This window comes from Chroococcidiopsis sp. TS-821, from assembly GCF_002939305.1.
Classification (GTDB): domain Bacteria; phylum Cyanobacteriota; class Cyanobacteriia; order Cyanobacteriales; family Chroococcidiopsidaceae; genus Chroogloeocystis.
Genome location: NZ_MVDI01000004.1, coordinates 136763 through 157189 on the forward strand (window position 1 = coordinate 136763; position 20427 = coordinate 157189).

At 42.9% G+C, this 20427-nt stretch carries 18 protein-coding genes; 9 read left to right on the plus strand and 9 right to left on the minus strand.

The window, feature by feature from the left end; translation table 11 throughout:
* Window positions 1–9: 9 nt before the first annotated feature.
* Both B1A85_RS13610 and B1A85_RS13615 read right to left on the minus strand, forming a co-directional pair.
* Entirely contained in the window at window positions 10–612 is a 603-nt protein-coding gene (locus B1A85_RS13610; protein ID WP_104547452.1) for a hypothetical protein, read from the minus strand.
* A gap of 75 nt (window positions 613–687) precedes the next feature.
* The gene (locus tag B1A85_RS13615) at window positions 688–1242 is read right to left on the minus strand and encodes a thylakoid membrane photosystem I accumulation factor (RefSeq protein ID WP_246841419.1); all 555 of its coding nucleotides are present in this window, start codon (window positions 1240–1242) and stop codon (window positions 688–690) included.
* Window positions 1243–1603: 361 nt separating this feature from the next.
* On the opposite strand from B1A85_RS13615, the gene B1A85_RS23630 reads away from it, so the two are divergent.
* On the plus strand, window positions 1604–1855 hold the full coding sequence (locus tag B1A85_RS23630; protein WP_146087177.1) for a hypothetical protein: 252 nt from the start codon (window positions 1604–1606) through the stop codon (window positions 1853–1855).
* Window positions 1856–1923: 68 nt separating this feature from the next.
* Here B1A85_RS23630 and B1A85_RS13620 read toward each other — a convergent pair whose 3' ends face one another.
* The 3 genes from B1A85_RS13620 to B1A85_RS13630 form a co-directional block, all read right to left on the minus strand.
* Window positions 1924–2742, minus strand: coding sequence for a tetratricopeptide repeat protein (locus B1A85_RS13620; protein ID WP_146087178.1), 819 nt, complete (start codon window positions 2740–2742; stop codon window positions 1924–1926).
* A 384-nt stretch (window positions 2743–3126) separates the two neighbouring features.
* Window positions 3127–4644 (minus strand): multicopper oxidase family protein, encoded by a 1518-nt coding sequence (locus tag B1A85_RS13625; protein WP_104547455.1) that lies wholly within the window; start codon window positions 4642–4644, stop codon window positions 3127–3129.
* 997 nt (window positions 4645–5641) lie between these two features.
* Window positions 5642–6079, minus strand: a complete 438-nt coding sequence (locus B1A85_RS13630; protein WP_104547456.1) for a hypothetical protein — start codon at window positions 6077–6079, stop codon at window positions 5642–5644.
* Between the two features lie 393 nt (window positions 6080–6472).
* Here B1A85_RS13630 and B1A85_RS13635 point away from each other — a divergent pair, with 393 nt between their 5' ends.
* Complete coding sequence (locus B1A85_RS13635) at window positions 6473–7492, plus strand: carboxylesterase (protein WP_104547457.1); 1020 nt, start codon at window positions 6473–6475, stop codon at window positions 7490–7492.
* Here B1A85_RS13635 and B1A85_RS13640 read toward each other — a convergent pair.
* The gene (locus B1A85_RS13640) at window positions 7487–10705 is read right to left on the minus strand and encodes an efflux RND transporter permease subunit (RefSeq protein WP_104547458.1); all 3219 of its coding nucleotides are present in this window, start codon (window positions 10703–10705) and stop codon (window positions 7487–7489) included. The genes B1A85_RS13635 and B1A85_RS13640 overlap by 6 nt on opposite strands.
* A gap of 5 nt (window positions 10706–10710) precedes the next feature.
* Window positions 10711–11997: an efflux RND transporter periplasmic adaptor subunit gene (locus tag B1A85_RS13645; protein WP_210404438.1), complete on the minus strand. Its 1287-nt coding sequence runs from the start codon at window positions 11995–11997 to the stop codon at window positions 10711–10713.
* A 279-nt stretch (window positions 11998–12276) separates the two neighbouring features.
* Between B1A85_RS13645 and B1A85_RS13650 the strand changes: the two genes are divergently transcribed.
* The 3 genes from B1A85_RS13650 to psbM all read left to right on the plus strand — a co-directional run bounded on the left by B1A85_RS13650 (window position 12277) and on the right by psbM (window position 13513).
* Complete coding sequence (locus B1A85_RS13650) at window positions 12277–12810, plus strand: PadR family transcriptional regulator (RefSeq protein WP_104547460.1); 534 nt, start codon at window positions 12277–12279, stop codon at window positions 12808–12810.
* 192 nt (window positions 12811–13002) lie between these two features.
* Window positions 13003–13299, plus strand: coding sequence for a 2Fe-2S iron-sulfur cluster-binding protein (locus B1A85_RS13655; RefSeq protein ID WP_104547573.1), 297 nt, complete (start codon window positions 13003–13005; stop codon window positions 13297–13299).
* Between the two features lie 97 nt (window positions 13300–13396).
* Window positions 13397–13513 carry a photosystem II reaction center protein PsbM gene (gene psbM, locus B1A85_RS13660; RefSeq protein WP_104547461.1) on the plus strand — a complete coding sequence of 39 codons (117 nt, stop codon included), beginning with the start codon at window positions 13397–13399 and terminating at the stop codon, window positions 13511–13513.
* Between the two features lie 74 nt (window positions 13514–13587).
* Here the strand turns inward: psbM and B1A85_RS13665 are convergent, their stop codons facing one another.
* The gene (locus B1A85_RS13665) at window positions 13588–14433 is read right to left on the minus strand and encodes a universal stress protein (RefSeq protein ID WP_104547462.1); all 846 of its coding nucleotides are present in this window, start codon (window positions 14431–14433) and stop codon (window positions 13588–13590) included.
* 830 nt (window positions 14434–15263) lie between these two features.
* On the opposite strand from B1A85_RS13665, the gene B1A85_RS13670 reads away from it, so the two are divergent.
* From B1A85_RS13670 to B1A85_RS13685, 4 genes are all read left to right on the plus strand, one after another.
* Window positions 15264–17198 carry an iron uptake porin gene (locus B1A85_RS13670; RefSeq protein WP_104547463.1) on the plus strand — a complete coding sequence of 645 codons (1935 nt, stop codon included), beginning with the start codon at window positions 15264–15266 and terminating at the stop codon, window positions 17196–17198.
* Between the two features lie 165 nt (window positions 17199–17363).
* Window positions 17364–17801 (plus strand): Rrf2 family transcriptional regulator, encoded by a 438-nt coding sequence (locus B1A85_RS13675; protein WP_104547464.1) that lies wholly within the window; start codon window positions 17364–17366, stop codon window positions 17799–17801.
* A 138-nt stretch (window positions 17802–17939) separates the two neighbouring features.
* Window positions 17940–18902: a cysteine synthase A gene (gene cysK, locus B1A85_RS13680; protein ID WP_104547465.1), complete on the plus strand. Its 963-nt coding sequence runs from the start codon at window positions 17940–17942 to the stop codon at window positions 18900–18902.
* A 16-nt stretch (window positions 18903–18918) separates the two neighbouring features.
* A complete protein-coding gene (locus B1A85_RS13685; protein ID WP_104547466.1) occupies window positions 18919–19617 on the plus strand; it encodes a J domain-containing protein in 699 nt (232 codons plus the stop codon).
* Here B1A85_RS13685 and B1A85_RS13690 read toward each other — a convergent pair.
* Window positions 19614–20408 carry a YdcF family protein gene (locus tag B1A85_RS13690; RefSeq protein ID WP_168192402.1) on the minus strand — a complete coding sequence of 265 codons (795 nt, stop codon included), beginning with the start codon at window positions 20406–20408 and terminating at the stop codon, window positions 19614–19616. The two genes, B1A85_RS13685 and B1A85_RS13690, sit on opposite strands and share 4 nt — an antisense overlap.
* Window positions 20409–20427 lie beyond the last annotated feature (19 nt).

The window sequence follows — 20427 nt, forward strand, 5'->3', positions numbered from 1 at the left end:
CGAACCTCATCAACAAATCGGACGGTTCCCAGGATTGACTGCATGAATATAATCGCTACCTGCGATCGGTAATCCCCGATTGTAGGCAGCAGCTTCGGGCTGTCCCCAACCTAGTTGTAACACGATTTCAAGAAAGTCTGCCTTTTCCCACTTGCAAAGATTTGCCCATTCCATGCGTTGAGCAATTTTATCTACTGTTACTGGCGTTACTAGTCGATAATCTTTACCGTTATTGATACTTTTGTAGATATCCATCCCCACAGTAACTTTATGCCAAAAATGGACAATCCTCGTTTTTGCCTGTTTTAAAGTCTCTAAATCTTCAGGTAACGCAATCAATTGAGAATCTACTTCTGGATAGTCAATGCTACTGCCTTTAACAGTCAGCCGACGCCAAACAATCCCTGATACATTGTGTTCTCTTTGGTAACAATGAACCGCTGCTTTAAAATCTTGGTAAGCGTCAAACTTTTGTATCCCGTCACTCTTGATGAACCTATCGATAATTGGATTACCAGAGGCGGTAGCAGCAATTTTGAGTCGCTCACCCTTGAGACAAGCCTGGCGCTCGTCTGCTAAAATCTGTATCAGCTCTTCGGTAGTGTATGCCATTGTCCCTAATGAGTGGATACGCAGTTTCTAATTGCATCTTAAGATCTAAGCGCCAGATTTGTTCTGTCTCGATAGTTACTCAGCTAGTTCAGAACTAAATTCATTGATCGGACGACGTTTTAACTCTACTGATTCAGATCGCGGTAGTAGATCAAAGAGATCTCTAAAAATATCGTCAACTTTCTCGAAGGGTACTTGTCCTGTTTCATTCAGCACAACATCCCCCGACTGATTAAATACAACAAGTTGCGGCACAACTCCTGAGTAGTAATAGCCTGGTTCAGTAGGTGCGTATGTTTCTTTCAATCCAATAGTGTCTACACTGACTGGAATGAAATCTACCACACGTCCGTAAAAAGCTTGCAAGCGTGTAACTACTGGAGCGTATTGCTTACAGTCGCTGCTGTCATCTATATAAAAAATGAGTAAAGTAGGCTTATCGCGCTTCAATGATTCTTCTAGCTTTACTTTGGGTGGCACAAGTGAGGCATTTCCACCATACAAAATAAATACATTGCCCTCAAAACTATCGTCGCTAATGCCAGCGAAGGCTATTGGTGTCACTAGCGTATATTGGCAACCCAGAATGAGCAGGCAAACGACAACAAAACGCCGCCAAGAGCAGAGCATTTTGTACCAAAGGTTTAATAAAAACTTCATTGAAACAACTGAAGTTAAACTATTTTAGAACTTTAATATTTTAGTCTAGATCGGTAAGAACTAAACTAAAAGTGCCACGTAAGTATTTTAACTTATTGTATTACCTGTGCTACTAAACCTTAACTTCTCTAACAGAATTTAGTCGTTAATCTGAAATTAAAAACTTGTGGAGTTACCTATCGCTAGTTGCTTTTCTTAGCCTAATCTTTATGTTTAATATGATTTATGTTTTTTGTTTAATTAGCAGAAATGCACTACAATTAATTATATAATTTGCAGTCATTTTAGTTTGATGAAAAGTTTCCAATCCATATTAATTTTATTAACAATAGTGACTTTTTCCGAAACTGTTTTAGCTCTTCCTGAAACTCAAAATACGTATTCGTCAGCTATAGAAAAGAAAGAATCCATTGTTGATACTCCTATATGCTATATGCGTACAGCAAATGGTGGTGTCTTAGATCTTAGTAAACTGTGTGAGGCAAAATCGGAAAATACTGGGCGTATACCAGTACGACGGACAATTAATGTCTACAACTATACTAGAACAAATAAGTTTGACCGCGAGTTATACGGAGATTAAGATATTAATAATTATAAAATTGATAAGTAAGGTAGAAGCAAAATGTCTACCTTGACTTACTTAATTATTTAGTAATGTTTCATTAAGTTTATTGCCCTCAGGCGACCTAAAATATTGCCTTGTTCGGTATAGAGTTGAATTGCTATTTGATAATCTTTTAATGTGGCTTGGCGGTTTTTGAGTTTAGCGTAAACTTGGGCACGGTTGAAATATGCTTCAGCACGTCCAGGGTTAGTTTCAATTGCTTTATTTAAATCCTCTAGCGCTTTTTGCATATTTCCTAGTTGGAAATAAACAGCGCCTCGATCGCTGTAACCAAATGCATCTTCTGGATAAAGCTTGATTGCTTGGGTATAATCAGCGATCGCTCCTTGATAATCGCCTAAAGCAACTCTTGCATCTCCTCGGCTATTGTAGATATGAGCGAAATTTGGATTACCTTGCAAAGCTAAAGTATAGTCTTCAACGGCTCCTTGATAATCTCCTATTTTCTGACGCGCATCACCTCGATAAATGTATGCCATGTCATGGTTGGAATTTAATTGTAATGCTTGAGTAAAAGCTTGAGTAGCCGCTTGATAACTTTGTTGGTGTAGTTTTTCTAACCCTTGATTTACAAAGCGCTCAGCACTGATTTCTTTTGACGTCAATGCTCTTGCTTCGGTGGGAAGCATTGGCGATGCATGGTGTTGATGCTCAGGTGAAGCAGCTGCAAAATCAGCATCACTCAGAATTCCTATCCCTACAAATAGATTGATGACTACTAACGTAGTTATTATTTTAGACAAGAAGTGCATAGTTGTAGTTTGTGATTTGAGTTTTTCTAAGTTAGGAACAATCATTGCTTCATGAATGTCATATTTAAGTAAATAGGTAATAAGGCTCACAACATCAAAGTCACTGATTATTAAAAATTAGCTTCGATGTCATTTTCATCACCTATATACTTGATATGAAAAGGTGTAACTTTTAATTATGCCCATATACAGATCAATGCATCGCTAAGGTTTATCAGCCTTATTAGCAAAAGGTCAATACAAAAAGATACTGCACGATGAAGCGCTAGTGTTAGTTCAAAAGACTTCTTGCAAAAGTAATTAAACTGTAACTGTCATGTTAAGCCTTGCGAAATTCTTTGTTACATTACATTCCGCTAGGAATAACTTTCATAATTTTCAACTTTTGCAAGTCTTCTAATATACTACTGAAAATTAATGATTTTTCTGGTCAGTTCTGAAGATTGTGAAAAATGAGAATTAGAGCAACACTCGCTATAAAGGAGGTGCAGGAAGTGGTTTTGGTCGCGCTGTAGCAATAGGATCTTGACCAATATTTCCGCTTTGTGAAGCTTGAGCATTTTGCAACACTTCAAACTGACTCATCATGTCATGATCTTCGTGAACTGTGTTATGGCAGTGCTGCATATATTTACCTGTATTAGGACCAAATTTCCCAATTACCCTAATTGATTCATTTTCGCCAACATAAAAAACATCCTTCCAACCAACTTCGTACGAAAATGGCGCTCTACCATTGCGGTCAAGAATTTGACAGTCGATCAAATGTAGATGGATCGGATGGAACCAACCACCAGAATTATTATACAAGCGCCAAATTTCGATGTCTCCAAACTGCGGGGCACCATCAACTCGGTTGACGTCCCAGACTTTACCATTAATTACCCATAGACCATTGGTACGTTCATACCTAAATTCCCTAGTTCGGACAGCTTGAGAAGCTAGCAAGGGAGTAAAAGCGCGTAGCTGACTGGGTACCGAACTATCATCAGGCGCATCGCGTACGACATCAAAACGCATAATTTCGTTGGTTCTACCAGAATACTCATCATTATTCTTCGGGTTTGTGTTTCTCAAGATAATCTGCGTACCAATAGGATACTTAGAAAAATCAATCACAAACTCGTATCGTTCTCCACTAGCAAAACGGAAATTTTTTACTGCTACGGGTGCTGGCTTGAGTCCCGCATCAGTACCAATCATGAGAAAAGAGTCGCCTGTGCTGAGTGATAGTTGATAAGAACGCGAAATAGAGCCATTCAAAGCACGGAAGCGGTATTTACGTCTTGCTACTTCCATCCGCGGCCAAGGCACACCATTGACTACAATAACGTCACCAAACTGACTTTTTTCTCCCTGATCGTCAAAAATCAAGCTGCCGTTAGTGGCAAATTGCTTATCTTGGATAATTAACGGTACATCGTACTCGCCTTTGGGTAAGGGTAAATCAAGTTCTGTTTGATCTTGCACAATATACATTCCTGCTAACCCCATGTAAACGTTACGGGCGGTAGCATGAATAGCGTGGTCGTGATACCAGAGGGTGGCAGCACGATTATTAGGATAATAGTAATCTTTGTAATACCCAGGAAAGGTAAGATCTTCGGCATAGCCGTCATATTGCGGCAAAGACGCCATGCCGTGTAAATGCGTAGAAGTTGGTACGCCTAAACTATTGTTGATAAAGCGAACAACGGATTGTCGCCCTGCCCGTTGAATAATGGTTGGTCCAGGTGTAATTCCGTTATAACCCCAAATCTCGGTTGATTTGCCAGGTAGTATTTCAACCTGAGCTTTACGCATAGTAATTTCGTAATAATCGGTCTGCGCGTCGCTACGCACCGGTTGAAGTACAGGTGGTCTGCGAAAAGGTAGTGTGAATTTATTTACAGCAGTCTGAGCGTAGCTTATGCGCTCTAAACCTGTAGGTAGCAGCAAAGCCCCTCCCGCAAATGCTCCTAATTGCAATGCTTTTCGCCTTGTTATTTTCATTGTTCCTCTTTTGACAGACACCACTACTTGCAAATCTCATAGGCAAATCCACCTATGAACTTTTGTTAACCCTGCTTTATCTACGATGACGGGTTTGGTATCACAGTGATGTCAAAGTTATGTATAAGTTGTGTGTAAAATTGGCAAAACTTAATTATTTAGAAAAATTTTTACGCTACGCAGAAATATTAACCAAGCTTGTATAAATGGTTTATATATACAAAAGAAATAAACAGCTTGTAGCTAGCTGGTTTAGTAGAATTTTTCATATATTTATGATTTTTTATTTAGTTTTAGTAAGACAATAATGTAGTTTATTGTATAAAAACAAGCTTGTACGACGATGTTACTGACAAAAACGCAATGTTGCCAACCAAAGGTTTATGCAAAGATATTTCGTGATTTATTCAAGAAGCTAGATAATAATTAGTCTTATAGTTCAAAGCAATACATAGAGAAAACTCGTAATTAATATGTAGCAAATCATATACAAAGGTATGAGATCAGAAAGAGCTTTATAAGTAACTTTAAAAAAGAAGTAGTACTGCGGCGATCGCCTAGCTCTAGCTCGACACAAAAATAGCAATTTTAATTCTTAATATCCATGCCTTGGTAAAGCTAAATTCTATGAATGTCCGGTCTTGTAAACATATCTGGACATGAAAGTTAAGTATCCTGAGAGATTATGAAGTTATGTTAAAGAAGTCCTAATGAACTTTGGTAGAAACTAGGTTAACTAGCGATCGTAGAAATATTTCTATCCCCTGCCCTTGGGGTGCTAGAATCTTCATAGTGTGTACTTCATCTATTGATGAAAGCAAGGATCAACCCTTTAACTCAAAGTTCACACAGCAAAAAAACGCTAGTAATTAACTCCTCATTAGAAAATATAGAACCTACTAGCTCTAGAAATGTTGTCTTTCTGAGGTTGTCTAGTAGGTTGGCGTTGCGAAAACTTATCCGCACATTGCGTTATAAATTAATAATTTGATGTACTTTAATCTTGTGGCAAAATATAATTCAACTGAGGTAAGCTGCTACTAAATTGAGTGCAGTTATTAGCAACAGCTGATTTAATTGCCACATCGGCAAATCGTCCAACGCCTTCTGAACCTAATTTAGCGATCGCCTCTGTAGGAAACATCGTCTTACTATCAGCTACTACACCAGCTTTAACAGTTTCGTAAGTTTTTCCCAATTGGAAGTCTTTGCAGGTTGTGTTAGATAGAGCTATGAGTCTACCAGTAGGAGCAAAGGAGATAAAATGATAATGCTTATTTCCAGGTCCTTCTCGAATCCAATCAGATTCTCTGGCTAATTGGCTGAGATAATTCTGAAATGGTATTGGGTATTGGGTATCATCTGCTCGTGCTATTAGATGGAAAGGCAGTACAAAAGTGGCTCCCAATACTACTCCTACGAACTTTTTCAACATAGATTACTTGTGCCCTGTGATATTCAAAATTAAACTGAATAGTGCTCTCGTATAGAAAACTCCATACATTCTTTGCTGTCATAACAGACACTTCTTTAATGTGTGCTTAGAAGCACAATTAATGACTGAATACCTAACTATAGACGCAGTATTGAAAGCGAACTTGCTGTAAACCGCAAAAGGTGACGTTTCGCTTTGCCTCACTTTGCATCATCTATGTCATGGTCTTCTTGAATTATAGTAGGCAGCGCGTCGTCATGAGGGCACTTTTAGTATGAGATAGTGCAGAGTTATGTATAAGTTTCGACTAATGTGTCAAGGTTCCAAATTTAAGAGCGTCTTGGCACAAACATACAGTGCGGTTATGCTGGAAGTTGGTTTTCTAATTGCAGAATGTCGGACTACTCAAACATTACCACAGCGATCGTTAGAGAAACGAGAGCGCGTGAAAAAGCTTTAGTGTTGATGAACGACAAATGCCGATCGCGGTTTTTGTTGCAAGCCCAGCGTACTACCAAGGTTTGTTTATTCTTTCATGGATTTACGGCAACGCCTGAACAGTTCATGCCGATTGGCGAAGCTTTTTTCCAAGCTGGCTACAATGTTGTGATTCCTTTATTGCCAGGACATGGAATTGCGGGAGATTGGGATGGAGACAACCCGCCACCGCTACCAGAAGAACAACGAGTTTATCAAGAATTTGGTTTGTACTGGTTAGAACAAGTGCAAGCTTTGGGCGAACAAGTCGTGATTGGGGGATTATCCGGCGGTAGTACTCTAGCGGCTTGGTTAGCTTTGGAACGTCCGCACAGCATTCACCGCGCTTTGCTGTTTGCGCCGTATTTGAGTAACAGTAATCTTCTTGTTGACTTCATCGTCAAAATACTGCCGATTTACTTTCAATGGCGCACTGAAGAAGGGGCGATTAGTTACGGCTACGATGGCTTTGTGATGCCTGCATTGCGCGTGTTTATGGACATGGGGCAAGATATTCTCGAACGTGTCAAAACAAGCATTGCCGCAGCACCCTGCTTTATTATTGGCAGCGATAGCGATCGCGCGGTTGATGAAAATGAAAATCAAGAATTGTACGAGTCTCTCGTCAAGCTGCAACCCAAATGCTGGTACTACTCGTTTGATAAAGTGTTTGATATTCCCCACAACATGATGACCAAAGCTGAGGGAAACGAATATCAAGACTTGGTAATTGCCGTTGCCAAAGCTTATGTAGATAGCGATGTTACCTGGAAAGAAGTTGAAGAAATTGCTTACCAAATGCTCTTTCAAGGAAAAACTTGTGACGCTATAGTGCAAGAGTTGGGTTTAACTTCGCGCGTTGCACCCGATTTGCAAATACTCATTTCCCTACTCGATAAATCTACAATTGTTGCTAAACATCATTCTGAATCATGATGAAAACATTTTACTCAGCTTGTCTCCTAAGCTCTGCAATCTAATTTCATGCAAAATTACATAAAAGCAGGGAATGATAAATAGCGTTAGCAGCGTTGCTAAAGATAATCCCGAAAAGACAACAACTCCTAAAGGTTGAAGAAATTCTGACCCCTCACCGATGCCTAAAGCTAAGGGAAACATCCCTAACACCGTTGTGATTGTCGTCATCAAAATTGGACGTAAGCGCTGTGGTGCAGCTTTGAGGATGGCACTTTTACGGTCAATTTGTTCGCGATCGCGAATTTGATTCGCCAGTTCCACCATAATGATCGCATTATTGACAACAATGCCTACAAGTAATACGGCACCCACAAGAACAGTCGCGCCGATCGCAGTTCCAGTAATATAAAGCCCAAAAATCCCTCCCGCTAATGCTAGAGGTACAGTGAACATAATTACCAAAGGATCGATTAAGGAGTTGTACTGTACTGCCATGACAACAAACACTAAAAACGCCGCTAATCCACCTAGAATTTGTAGCGATCGCTGTAGTTGCTGATTCGTCTCGGCAACCGAACTTGGTAAAATACTAACGCCTGGTGGTAAATCGATATTTTCCAGAACGGTATCAACCTCGGCTAAAGCATCTCCTAAACTTGCACCTTCGTTTAAATTACCTGCAATAATAAAGACTTGGCGTTGATTGATGCGTTGAATCTCGCCAGGCGCTTGCCCTTCGCGAATACTTGCAATGTCAAATAAGCGAATTTGGCGATTACTATTGACAAATAGCGGTAAACGTGCAAGTTGCGATTGATTTTGGATATCAGCTTGATTGAGTTGGACGCGGACATCGACTAAGCGATCGCCCCGTTGCAATTGAGTCGGAACTGAACCTTCAACCGCAGTCTGAATTGTTTGCCCAATATCTTGCGTTGTCAAACCGAAACTCGCGACGCGTTCCCAGTCAGGAACAATCTGAAGTTCGGGTTGTCTCGCGTCTGCATTAGGGCGGAAACTGGCTAATGTTGCTTGCCGATCCAACGCTTGCAAGATTTGTTGTCCTGCTTGGCGGAGATTTTGTTCGCTATCACCTTGAACAATCACGTCAATTTCTGCACCGCGCACCGGAGAATTACTCAAGATTAACCCCCGCACTTGCCCAGGACTTAAGCGCAAGCGAATACCAGCTAAGTTAAGGCGATTAAACTCTTGATTAACGCGATCGACAAACGCTTCGACGTTGCTACCAGGTTTTAAAGTAATCGTACTCGAACTGCGCAATGGGTTTTCTGTGGTGTTGCTACCAAAGAGAAAGCCACCCGCCGTCGAAAAAACATACTCAGTTTCCGGTTGCTCTAAGAGAATATCATCAACCGCGTCCATCACTTTTCGGTTGTTTTCGATGACAGTTCCAGGGGGAAATTGCGCAAACAAAGTTGCTTGTCCGGTACTAATACGGGGAAGGATTTCTTGGGAAATCTGCCCAACTAAGAGAAAACTGCCACCACCTAAAACTAAAAATGCGATCGCAACGACGAGTAAGCGATACCGCAGGATCTTCATCAAAAAGTTGCGATATCCTTGCGTCGCCGCATCAAATCGCCGATTAAACGCTTGCAATATCCACAATCTACCAACTCGACTTGACCAACGAATTGCGAGTAATCGCGATGTCACCATTGGCACGAATGTGATGGCAATCAAAATTGACGCTGCAACCGCAAAGCTAATCGTCAGAATTAATTCACTAAATAATAACGAGAAAAAACCACCAATCAGTAGAAACGGTAAAACGGCAACTAAGTTCGTACTTGTTGATGCAACTAACGCAGATTCGACTTCTTGACTGCTATGAATCGACTGCGAAATCAATTGCTGCGAATTCATGCGCGTTTTTGCATCTTTACCAGGAGTCATTCCCGCGCCTTCGGCAATATTTTCTAGCATCACAATCGAGTTATCGACGACGATGCCTACGCCTAAGGCAAGTCCACCCAAACTAAATACATTAAGCGATAAACCAAATAACCCCATCAAAATAATTGCCGCCAACGCCGCTAGTGGAATGGCACAAACGATGATGATTGTTTGACGCAGCGAACCGAGAAACAAAAGCACTGCGATCGCAGCGAGTGCTGCCCCAATTAAACCCGCAGTTGCTACGTTAGCAATCGAGTTACTAATAAACTGCGATTCATCTAGTGTTGCCGTCAATACCATGTCTTCTGGAATCACGCCGGATCTGCTGAGTTCTTCAATGCGTTGCTTGACTCCATTGACAACGCTAATTGTATTCGCATCAGGTTGCTTTTGAATACTTAACTTTACGGCAGGCTGTTTGTTGAGGTTAACAAACACGCGTTGATCTTGTGTGCCATCAACAACTTCAGCAAAGTCGCGCAGGTAAACACGGCGAGAAGGAAGCGTCGCACCATCTTCAGTGTTCTGTGCGGTACTTCCAGCTACCTCAAACGAGATGTTACGAATTTCGTCGGCGCTTTGAAACCGCCCGATTGTCCGCGTCAGCGGTTCGCCATTTTCTCCGCGAATGCGTCCTCCTGAAATATCTTGGTTACGGGCTTGCAGTTCATTGAGTACTGTCGTTAAACCAACGCCTAATGCTTGTAGGCGATTGAGATCGATATTGACTTGAACTTCTTCTTCAACACCGCCTGCAACATCAACCGAGGCAACGCCAGGAACGACGGTCAATTCGCGCGCTAATTCTTCGTCAGCAAACACGCGTAAATCGACTCCTTGGAGTGCAGGGGATGTCAGTGCAACTTCATATACAGGTAATTGCGAAGGGTCAACTTTAAATAATCTTGGTTCTTCGACTGTAGAGGGTAATTGTCCGCGACCGCGATTGAGTGCTGCTGTTGCGTCGTTCAACGCTTGGTCAATGTTTCCCCCTGGTTGGAAATACAAATCTAAACTGACTTGTCCTTCGCGCGTTTGCGAATAAACTTGCACAACGCCTTCGGTTGTGGATAACGCTTCTTCTAAAGGTCTTGTTACTTCATCAATTGCGACTTCTGGGGAAATCCCAGGGGCATTGATCCGAACGCCAATGCGAGGATAGGTAATAGATGGCAACAGATCGACTGGCAGCGAGGAGAGAAAATATATTCCCATGACTATGACTGCAAGCGTCAGCATCAGCGTGCCGATATGCCGTCGAATTGCGATCGCACTCACACTCAATCCTGATGCTTTGCCCTGTTGCATGGTTATCAACTCCCTTGCTGTGACTCTGAAAGAATCGAAAAGCGCACTGTTGCGCCATCCGTTAATGCCCCACCGCTACGCGCGACAAATCGCTCGCCTGGTTGCAAACCTGATAAAATTTCGACTTGACCGTTCGCACTTTGTCCTAGTGTTACCTGACGTGCAGTGACAGTGCCTTCACTCGCTGCGGTTTCATTGACAACATAGATTGTGCTTTCCTGTTGCTGAGGCGATCCTTGGGTGGGTGGCAATGCAGTTTGAGGTACAATAACGCGCTGTGTTTCCTCACTAGCAAACTGTACCCGTGCCAAAAGTCCGCTACCAATTTGTCCGTTACTATTCGGAATCACAACTTGAACCGGAATTAAACGCGCGGTTCGATCGGCTGCGGGAGAAATCCGACTTACTTGCCCCTCAAAAACTTCATCAGGAAACGCATCTAATCGAACTGACACCGTTTGTCCTTGGCGAATTCTGGCAAGTTCCAATTCTGAAATTTCGACGTTGACTTGAATGCGGCTAAAGTCACCAATCCGCACAATTTCCGTATTAGGCTGTACTAAATTCCCCACTTCTGTGAGCCGTTGCATGACTCTACCAGCAATTGGTGCGGTCAGTCGAGCGTAAGATTGTTGCCTTTTTGCTTGGGCGACGACGGCTTCTTGGGCGGTGACTTGGCTTTGTGCCGCTGCTTGTGCTTGTTGTTCGGTGCGGACTTGTTCTTGTGCCGCACGTAATATTTGTGCAGCCGTTTGGGCTTCAGTTCGTGCTTGTTCGGCTTGTTGTGCGGGGACGGCGCCTTCTTGCAAAAGACGTTCCTGTCGTGCTAAATCTGCTTGTGCTTGTTGTAATTCTAAACGCGATCGCTCGACTTGTGCTTGCGCATTACTAACTTGATTTTGAGCGCGTGCCACGGCGGCGCGTAAGCTGGCAAGTTCGGCTTCTGCTTGGTTAACGGCACTCACTAACAACGCATCGTCTAGCCGTGCTAAAGTTTGTCCTTGGCGTACTGTATCGCCGACATCAACTCCAATACTCAATACTTGCCCTGTGACTTGCGATCGCAACGAGACTTCGCGTGCTGGCGCAGTTGTACCTGTATACTCTGGTTGTTCTGTTAAGCTACCTGTCCGCGCAATGGCAACATCAACTGGTGTTATTTGCTGATTTGCACGTGACTGACCTTGTTGAGCGCTTGCTTCAGATTCACTGGGTAACGAATTACACGCTGTCAAGGCAACAGTGAAACTTAAACTGAACAACAACTTTGAAATTCGGATGTCTTTAAACACTAAAAGCACCGCCTGTTGTTCTATTTTGATTGATAGCTAATTTAAGTTTGGTAGCGGCAGTCATTACGTTAATTCGTTAGCTGACGGTTAGAAAAGTAACACAGCGCTTTGTAAAGAAAAGCTTTGTATCTTTTGTATTTTGCCCTTTCCATATCTTTACTAAAGTATTTAAATATTGCTAATAATTAATTTGGTTCTGTTCTAAGTCTGAAGATATATAAATTTTTGTTATTTCAATTTAGTACAGTCTTTCAATCTATCAGTTTGACATAAAAAAGAATGCTTGAGTTAGCGACCCTAGGTATATTGCAAAGCAAACCACTGCACGGTTATCGACTAAAACAGCAGCTAGAGCAGTTTATGAGTGGCTGCATCAGTGTGAATTATGGTGCAATTTACCCTTTGTTGAGGCGCTTAGAAGAACGCGGTGATATCACCACTCTCATCCAAGAAGCTGGTGAAGCAGGACCAAGTCGCAAGATATATAGCATCACTTCCCAAGGGGAAATCGCCTTTCGCCGCAAAATGCTAGAACACCCCCACGAAAGCTGGGTAAATGCGCGATCGCGCTTTATTATCAAGTATTTCTTTTTCAGCCATCTCGAACCTGCAGAACGTATCAAACTGCTCGAACACCGCATTATGGTATGTCGTCTGCGCTTGGAAACTCTGGAAGTTCAACCGATACCCAGTGACGATTTTTATGAAATCGCAGTATGGCATAGATTTATTGCGGTGATCAAAGAAGAATTAGAGTGGCTGAATGAACGATTAGCGCTTGAACTCCGCCAAGAATTAGAGTCTCGCAACTAATCAATATCTTTCCCGCGCTGAACCTTAATATGTTTTAATATTCCGTAATAAATCAACATATTGACTGAGCATTAAACATGAATCAGTCGTCACAATAGAAGTGCAAGAAAGCGTTCGGCGCAGCTAGGCGCTGCAGTCTCCTTCGCTGCACAGTACAACACACGGTCATCACAGGTGAACGAGGAAGCGGGAATGCCTAATATCAAATTTGAGAAAGAAAATCGTGAAGTCGTTGCTGCTGATGGTGCTAATCTTCGGCTTAAAGCGATGGAAAATGGCATCGATATCTACAAGCTTTACGGCAAAATGATGAATTGTGGTGGCTATGGTCAATGCGGCACTTGCATAGTTGAGATTACTCAAGGCATGGAAAACTTGTCACCACGCACAGAAGTCGAAAATCGCAAACTCAAGAAAAAGCCAAAAAACTACCGTCTTGCTTGCCAAGTATTAGTCAATGGTCCCGTCAGCGTAGTTACTAAGCCTTAGTCAGTTAGAAAATCAAGAAAAAGTTCCTCTTCTCTGACAGCAACGATGATGTTATTCTAAGAATGTTAGCTCACGATCTGCGAGAGGCTTTCTTTCGATGCAAGTTAATGACTTAGGGTTCGTAGCGAGCATCTTGTTCGTCTTAGTCCCAGCTGTGTTCTTGATAGTTCTGTATATTCAGACTGCTAGCCGCGAAGGTCGCAACGATTCATAAAAATATATCCTAGAACGAAAACCCCCGCCTCTGGCAGGGGTTTTTGCTAGTAAGACCGCTAATTTAGTCAAACACTAGCCTACAGTTCTTGCTAATAGCACCGGGCAATTGGCATTCACGCGGACATAATCGGACAATGAAGAACCCAAAAGCCGATCCAAGTCAACAAAACTTTTCGCAATCGAAGGACGGCGATCCGGAGAACCAAGCATTAACAAATCAACATTGTTTTCCTCTGCGATGCGGCAAATTTCTTCACCAGGTTTACCAGTGGTAGAAATCGCGCGGGGTTGTACGCCTTGTTTTTTCGCTTCGGCGATCGCTTCGGCTAAAACAGGATCTTTTTCGCCTGGCATATTTGTACTCGATTGATTGCTTGCGCCTTTGTTGACGTGGGCTAAAATCAGCTGCCCGCCTTTAATATCTCGCAACAAAAATAGTGCTAACCGCAAACACTGTTTCGCTGCGTCTGAACCATCGATCGCTACCATGATCCGATTAATCTTTTTGACATAGATATCATCCTTGACCAATAACATCGGTCGCGAGGACAGTTGAAATACGTACTGACTGACGGAATTAGACAAAATTGACTGCAAGCGTTTAAGACCGCGCGAACCCATAATAATCAGATCCGCATCAATTTCCTCTGCTACTTGGCAAACAACATCTTTAGGATCGCCTTGCCGAAGAATAGCTGAAACCTTTGTTGGGTCTAATTGCAACGACTGAATTGCTGTAGCTAGTACCTTACCTCCTTCTTCCCACTTCGATGTCATCGTCTCGGCACTAACTTGAGGAGACACAACATGCAAGACGGTGACAGCTGCCTTTTGAATTGATGGCAAATCCATTAATGCTTTGAGCATTTCCTCCGAATGACCAGTCCCAGAGTCAGCTAACAAAATTTTTTCTAACATCGGGTCGCCTCTTTTCAATAACTTCAGCAAAGTCACACTTTGCCCTGAGTCAAAACTATGATTTTTATGAATTAATTACATTCTACAATTTCGTTAAAAAGTTGAATTGCTTTGTCTTTAAATTGAAGATTAAATAATATTTAATCAACTTCAAACATTTGTTAATAAAGTGCCCAATTGCCAGGAGCATTAGCGCTTGTCTCGCGGACTGCGATCGCAGATTCTTTTCTGCAGGCGAAATTCATTGAACTTCGCTTGACAATTAACTTTTAATTGAGAACTTACAAATAAGTCACCACTAACTCGAGACACAATTTTGACTTACAAATATTACAAAAGTTTATTGAGTTTCGTATAAAATCTGAGGAAGAAGCTATCAGATATGAAAAGTACTATGCATAGCATATTTATTCTTTATGTAACTAACTAATTAAGCTTGTCGATGAGTTGAGCCTAATAAAAACTTATTTTATGTTTTTAGCGGTAAAGTTATGGTATGGTACAAAAACTAATACAAGGCAAATGAGTCAAAGCTTAACAGGCTCGACATGAATTATATGGTCAGCTTATATATGCGAAATCGGCTTAGCCTGTAAAACATTGCTTCAAGCTCTGGATGTTCGCGCAAAATCTGCATCAGTTTTCGCGAAAATCGCTATTAATTTTATTAACTCGGACTTAATCAAGCATTAAACAGTGTTAAACTTATAATTACTACAGTATACCTCCTCCACAGGTGTCAATAGGCTGTCTCATTGCATATAGTAGTGTAGTGAGCACGCGCAAATAATTCTTTTATCTACAAAAAGGTGTGAGGATAAGAGGTAAAAATGTCAAATATCTTGTGGAAATCCCTACTGCTTAGCCCTGCAGTTCTAGGAGCAACTCTAGTTGTATCCTCTACAGCGCTTGCAGTTGAACAGCCAGAATCAGCTGAACTCATTCAGCAAGATGCCGCTCAAGCTCCAGCAGCAGATTACGTAGTTGCAACCGTAGAAAGCAATCTTTTACAGCCGAATAATACAGTAAGAGCTATTCAACCACAAGCAGTAGCAGAACCTGTAGTGCAAGAGCCGACAGTATCAACGCCAGCTACCCCAGCAACACCGATAACTGTGGCGCAGGCAACAACTACACCTGCTACTGTTCCTGCCGCACCATCTGTTGAATCGTTAGACGAACTCAATCGCTACAGCAACGAAGGTAGAGGCAATGTTAACTCAGTGGCGCAAGTCACTTCAGTTTCCCAACTATCTGACGTTCAACCAACTGACTGGGCATTCCAAGCATTGCAATCGCTCGTAGAACGCTACGGAGTTATTGCAGGTTATCCGGATGGAACTTATCGCGGTAACCGTGCAATGACGCGTTTTGAGTTTGCCGCTGGTTTGAATGCAGCTTTAGACCGAGTCAACGAACTGATTGCTGCTGGTACAGCCGATATGGTTCGTCGGGAAGACTTAGCAACGCTTCAGCGTTTGCAAGAAGAGTTTGCAGCGGAACTTGCAACACTGCGCGGTCGGGTAGATGCTTTAGAAGCACAAACAGCCGAACTCGAAGCAAATCAATTTTCGACAACAACTAAATTAGTCGGTGAAGTAGTTGCTGCGATTAGCGATACGTTTGGCGACGACGTAGACGACAACACCGTATTTCAAAACCGTGTTCGGTTAGACTTCCAAAGCAGCTTTGGTGGTTCAGATATTTTACACACGCGCTTGTCAGCAGGAAATGCCCAGCTATTTAGCTTTAGTGCTTTTAATGGACCTGCTCCAAACGCAACTTTCGAAGGTCAACAAACTTTCAACATAGCACCAAACTTTGAAAACAGTGTCGCCGTTGACTGGCTAGCTTACGACTTCCCGCTGTTTGGGCAAGCCAGAGGTTATTTAGCAGCTACTGGTGGCATCCACAGTGATTACGCAGCAACTGCAAATCCGTATTTCGAAGATTACGACGGCGGTAGAGGTGCGCTATCTACGTTCGCGCAACAAAACCCAATCTACCGAATCGGTGGTGGTGCTGGTGGCGGTTTAACCTTAGCATTTGGCGGTGGCGGCGTTCTCAGACCAAGTTCTTTAACCGTAGGTTACTTAGCCGATAATGCTAGCGATCCTGGTTTGAGTGCAGGTATTGGTAACGGTGACTACGCAGCCTTAGCTCAGTTGAACTTCAACTTAGGCGATCGCGTTGCGTTAGCAGCAACGTACGTTCACGGTTATCACACCACAGGTAACGGCATTTTTGATATTGGTGGTTCGTTTGGCAATCAATCAGCAGGTCCAGTCGTTGGTACAACCCAAGCAAACTTGGTTGATATCAGTGGTGATGGCTTCGTTGACGGCGTGCCAGGTTTAGCAGTTGGTCCTACAGTTACCAACTCCTATGGTGTATCCGCTGCATTCCGCTTGACTGACAGAATATCCATCAGCGGGTTTGGTACCTACACTAACGCTATACTCTTAGGGCGCGGTGGTGCTGATATCTGGACATTTGGTGGTGGAGTTGCTTTTCCAGACTTGGGTAGAGAAGGTAACCTCTTAGGTATCTTTGCAGGTGTAGAACCTACGTTGAGAGGAGTAGATGCTCCAGGCGTTGCAGGTTTCAGCCGTGATTATGGATTACACGTTGAAGGTTTCTACAGGTATCAACTTACGGATAACGTTTCAATTACACCAGGCGTAATCTGGTTAAGTTCTCCAGGTCAGAACAACGATAACTCAGACGTGATTATTGGAACACTACGGACAACCTTCAATTTCTAAGCAGTGAATTAGTGAACTTTCACAATTCAAAGAAATAGTAACCCGCTGCTCGCGGGTTTTTTTATCGTCAATTATTTAAAGTCACTAAACCCCAGTCAAGAACCGGAGTATACTAAAAGAAGAGCAGATCAAAAGCTTAATAAACTATCGCGTTTAAATTAGCCTGTGGAACTCTCGTGTAAGACTGAATATGCGCTGCTTGCGCTCTTAGAACTAGCCACTAACTACGAAATTGGCGAACCCTTGCAAATTCGGCAAATTGCTGCCCAACAGCACATCCCAGATCGCTATTTAGAACAACTATTAGCGACATTAAGGCGTGGAGGTTTAGTAAAGAGCCAACGCGGGGCAAAAGGTGGTTATGTCCTAGCACGAGAGCCTTGGAAAATTACCCTACTCGATGTCATTTGCTGCTTGGAAGGTCTAGAAACGACTGCTTGTGAAGATGAAGCTCAACCAAAAACCGTAGAAAGCGCAGTTGTTCAAGAAGTGTGGCAAGAATCGCGTCAAGCTGCTAACTCGGTTCTGCAAAAATATACACTGCAAAATCTTTGCGAACAACGAGCAGCAAGAAAGCAATTGAATATTATGTATTACATTTAGAGCGATTCAGAAATTTTGAGTTTCTCGGAAGTTTTGAGTGAAAACTTCTTTTATTCAAAAGCAGCAGTAAGTAGCGATCGCAATTTTTCTAATTTTTTAGATTGTTTCTTCTAGATTCCTCTTAATTAAACTAAAACTATGCGAATTGCCAACAATATTACAGAACTAATCGGTCGCACGCCTTTAGTACAACTCAATCGCATTCCTCAAGCGGAAGGATGTGTAGCGCGGATAGTGGTGAAGCTAGAAAGCATGAATCCATCTGCCTCGGTTAAGGATCGCATCGGCTTTAGCATGATTCAAGCCGCAGAAAAGGAGAAACTCATTCATCCTGGAAAGACAGTTTTAGTTGAACCCACATCAGGCAATACAGGAATTGCCTTAGCAATGGCCGCGGCGGCAAAGGGATATCGATTAATTTTAACGATGCCCGAAACAATGAGTGCCGAACGAAGAGCGATGCTGCGCGCCTATGGTGCAGAACTCGAACTGACACCAGGAATTGAAGGGATGAGTGGAGCAATTCGACGCGCGCAAATGATTGTAGATAATACACCGCACGCTTATATGCTGCAACAATTCCGCAACCCGGCGAATGCACAAATTCATCGCGAAACCACCGCCGAAGAACTTTGGCAAGATACCGATGGGCAAATTGACTTGATGGTGGCAGGTGTCGGTACTGGCGGCACAATTACAGGTGTAGCGGAAGTCATTAAAGCACGCAAGCCCAGTTTTAAGGCGATCGCCGTTGAACCAGCAAATAGCCCTGTTCTCTCAGGCGGCAAACCAGGACCACATAAAATTCAAGGTATTGGTGCAGGATTTATCCCGCAAGTATTGCGCGTAGACATGATTGACGAAGTTATTACAGTAACGGATGACGAAGCGATCGCCTACGGACGTCGTTTAGCGCGCGAAGAAGGGCTACTTTCAGGAATTTCTAGCGGTGCAGCTTTATGTGCCGCAATTCGGGTAGGACAGCGCTCAGAAAACAAAGGAAAATTGATTGTGATGATTCAGCCTAGCTTTGGCGAGCGCTACTTAAGTACTCCGTTATTCCAAGATTTGGAGCCCAAAGTCCCCATTAATATGAATTAACGCTACAGTAGGTGTCATGGCATCGAATCACTACGACACTCTTGACGTTAATGCAGCAGCAAGCCAAGCGGAAATCAAGCAAGCCTATCGCCGCTTGGTAAAAAAATTTCATCCTGACAGTCATCAGGACACTGCCGATCACGAGCAAATTATTCGCATTAACGAAGCATACGAAGTCTTAGGAGATGTTCAAAAACGGCAATCTTATGACGAACAACTCTTAAGACAACAAGCAACCGAACAAAGTCGCGAACGACAACAGCGTACCGCAGCAGTACAAAATCAATACCGTACCTCGCGGCAAACGGGAAGAGATGCTGACGAAGAATTAGCAAGATGGCTGCATCAAGTTTATCAACCTGTGAATCGTTTGATTTGCCAAATTCTTAACTCGTTGGAAGAACAAATCGAAAATTTGGCAGCAGATCCTTTTGATGATGAGTTACTAGGAGATTTTGAAGATTATCTGCAAAGCTGCCGCGACTGGCTGAAACAAGCGCAAGTAGCGTTTCGCTCGTTGCCGAATCCTCCTAGTGTTGCAGGAGCCGCCGCCCATTTGTACTATTGTCTCAACCAAGTAGGCGATGGCATTGAAGAGTTGAGTTACTTTCCACTCAATTATGACGATCGCTATTTACACATGGGTCAAGAGTTATTCCGGATTGCGGCTGGATTGCATTGCGAAGCGCAAGAATCACTAGAGGCGATCGCTTAATCAACATAAAGACGTTCTTGACCATATTGTTGGGCTTTTTGCAACAAAACTGACAGTTCGGCGTCTGGCATCATCGTAGAAGGTGGAGCTATAGCTTGTCGCAAAAGATACCACGGTAAGCCAACGGACTCGCGTAAAGCTACGTAAGCTTTTTGCGGCAAACTCCACTCATCTGATAGATCGCTTGTACGCGGAATAACCGTAAATCCATAAGCCCGAAACTCAATCAGCGATCGCCACATATGCGGAGAATCGGTAACTAATAAAATTCGTTGGACGTTTTGCTGCTGTAGAATTGCTGCTGAAAAAATCGCGTTTTCTTTCGTTGTCAACGAACAGTTTTCGCCATCAATAACATTTCTGGGGACACCTTGGTCAATCAATAACTCAATAATCGGTAAAGCATCGCCTCGACCACTGACAAAAATCACTGGTGCTCTTGCAGCTTGCCACAGTTGAGTTGCTACCCTAGCTCGTTCCATTCTTAAGGCTCTGCCTCGACCTAAAATGACGATGGCATCGACAGAAGTTCCAGGATCGGCAGGCAGAAATAGTCCTTTGACAACAACAGTAGACAGCAAGCCAACTGCAATCAAGCTAAACACGAGCGTAGCTACAGCAGGAAGCATCCATTTTTGATTGCGCCGCCACTTACGAGTAATGAACCAAAGGCTAACAACAGCAGCAATAAGAATTGCCAGAAAGAGCAAAATCGGCGATCGCAACTGCTGCCAACCAAACTCGATGGGAAACTGTGTAAACTCACGCGGACAGAAACGAGAATCAAACATCGATTGCATTTATAACTCA

What these genes read in the sequence shown, in the direction of transcription:
- B1A85_RS13690 (WP_168192402.1), bottom strand. Translation starts at nt 20,408, where the DNA reads ATGTTTGATTCTCGTTTCTGTCCGCGTGAGTTTACACAGTTTCCCATC.
- B1A85_RS13640 (WP_104547458.1), bottom strand. Translation starts at nt 10,705, where the DNA reads ATGCAACAGGGCAAAGCATCAGGATTGAGTGTGAGTGCGATCGCAATT.
- B1A85_RS13665 (WP_104547462.1), bottom strand. Translation starts at nt 14,433, where the DNA reads ATGTTAGAAAAAATTTTGTTAGCTGACTCTGGGACTGGTCATTCGGAG.
- B1A85_RS13635 (WP_104547457.1), top strand. Translation starts at nt 6,473, where the DNA reads ATGTCGGACTACTCAAACATTACCACAGCGATCGTTAGAGAAACGAGA.
- B1A85_RS13655 (WP_104547573.1), top strand. Translation starts at nt 13,003, where the DNA reads ATGCCTAATATCAAATTTGAGAAAGAAAATCGTGAAGTCGTTGCTGCT.
- B1A85_RS13685 (WP_104547466.1), top strand. Translation starts at nt 18,919, where the DNA reads ATGGCATCGAATCACTACGACACTCTTGACGTTAATGCAGCAGCAAGC.
- B1A85_RS13625 (WP_104547455.1), bottom strand. Translation starts at nt 4,644, where the DNA reads ATGAAAATAACAAGGCGAAAAGCATTGCAATTAGGAGCATTTGCGGGA.
- psbM (WP_104547461.1), top strand. Translation starts at nt 13,397, where the DNA reads ATGCAAGTTAATGACTTAGGGTTCGTAGCGAGCATCTTGTTCGTCTTA.
- B1A85_RS13650 (WP_104547460.1), top strand. Translation starts at nt 12,277, where the DNA reads ATGCTTGAGTTAGCGACCCTAGGTATATTGCAAAGCAAACCACTGCAC.
- cysK (WP_104547465.1), top strand. Translation starts at nt 17,940, where the DNA reads ATGCGAATTGCCAACAATATTACAGAACTAATCGGTCGCACGCCTTTA.
- B1A85_RS13670 (WP_104547463.1), top strand. Translation starts at nt 15,264, where the DNA reads ATGTCAAATATCTTGTGGAAATCCCTACTGCTTAGCCCTGCAGTTCTA.
- B1A85_RS13610 (WP_104547452.1), bottom strand. Translation starts at nt 612, where the DNA reads ATGGCATACACTACCGAAGAGCTGATACAGATTTTAGCAGACGAGCGC.
- B1A85_RS13615 (WP_246841419.1), bottom strand. Translation starts at nt 1,242, where the DNA reads ATGCTCTGCTCTTGGCGGCGTTTTGTTGTCGTTTGCCTGCTCATTCTG.
- B1A85_RS13630 (WP_104547456.1), bottom strand. Translation starts at nt 6,079, where the DNA reads ATGTTGAAAAAGTTCGTAGGAGTAGTATTGGGAGCCACTTTTGTACTG.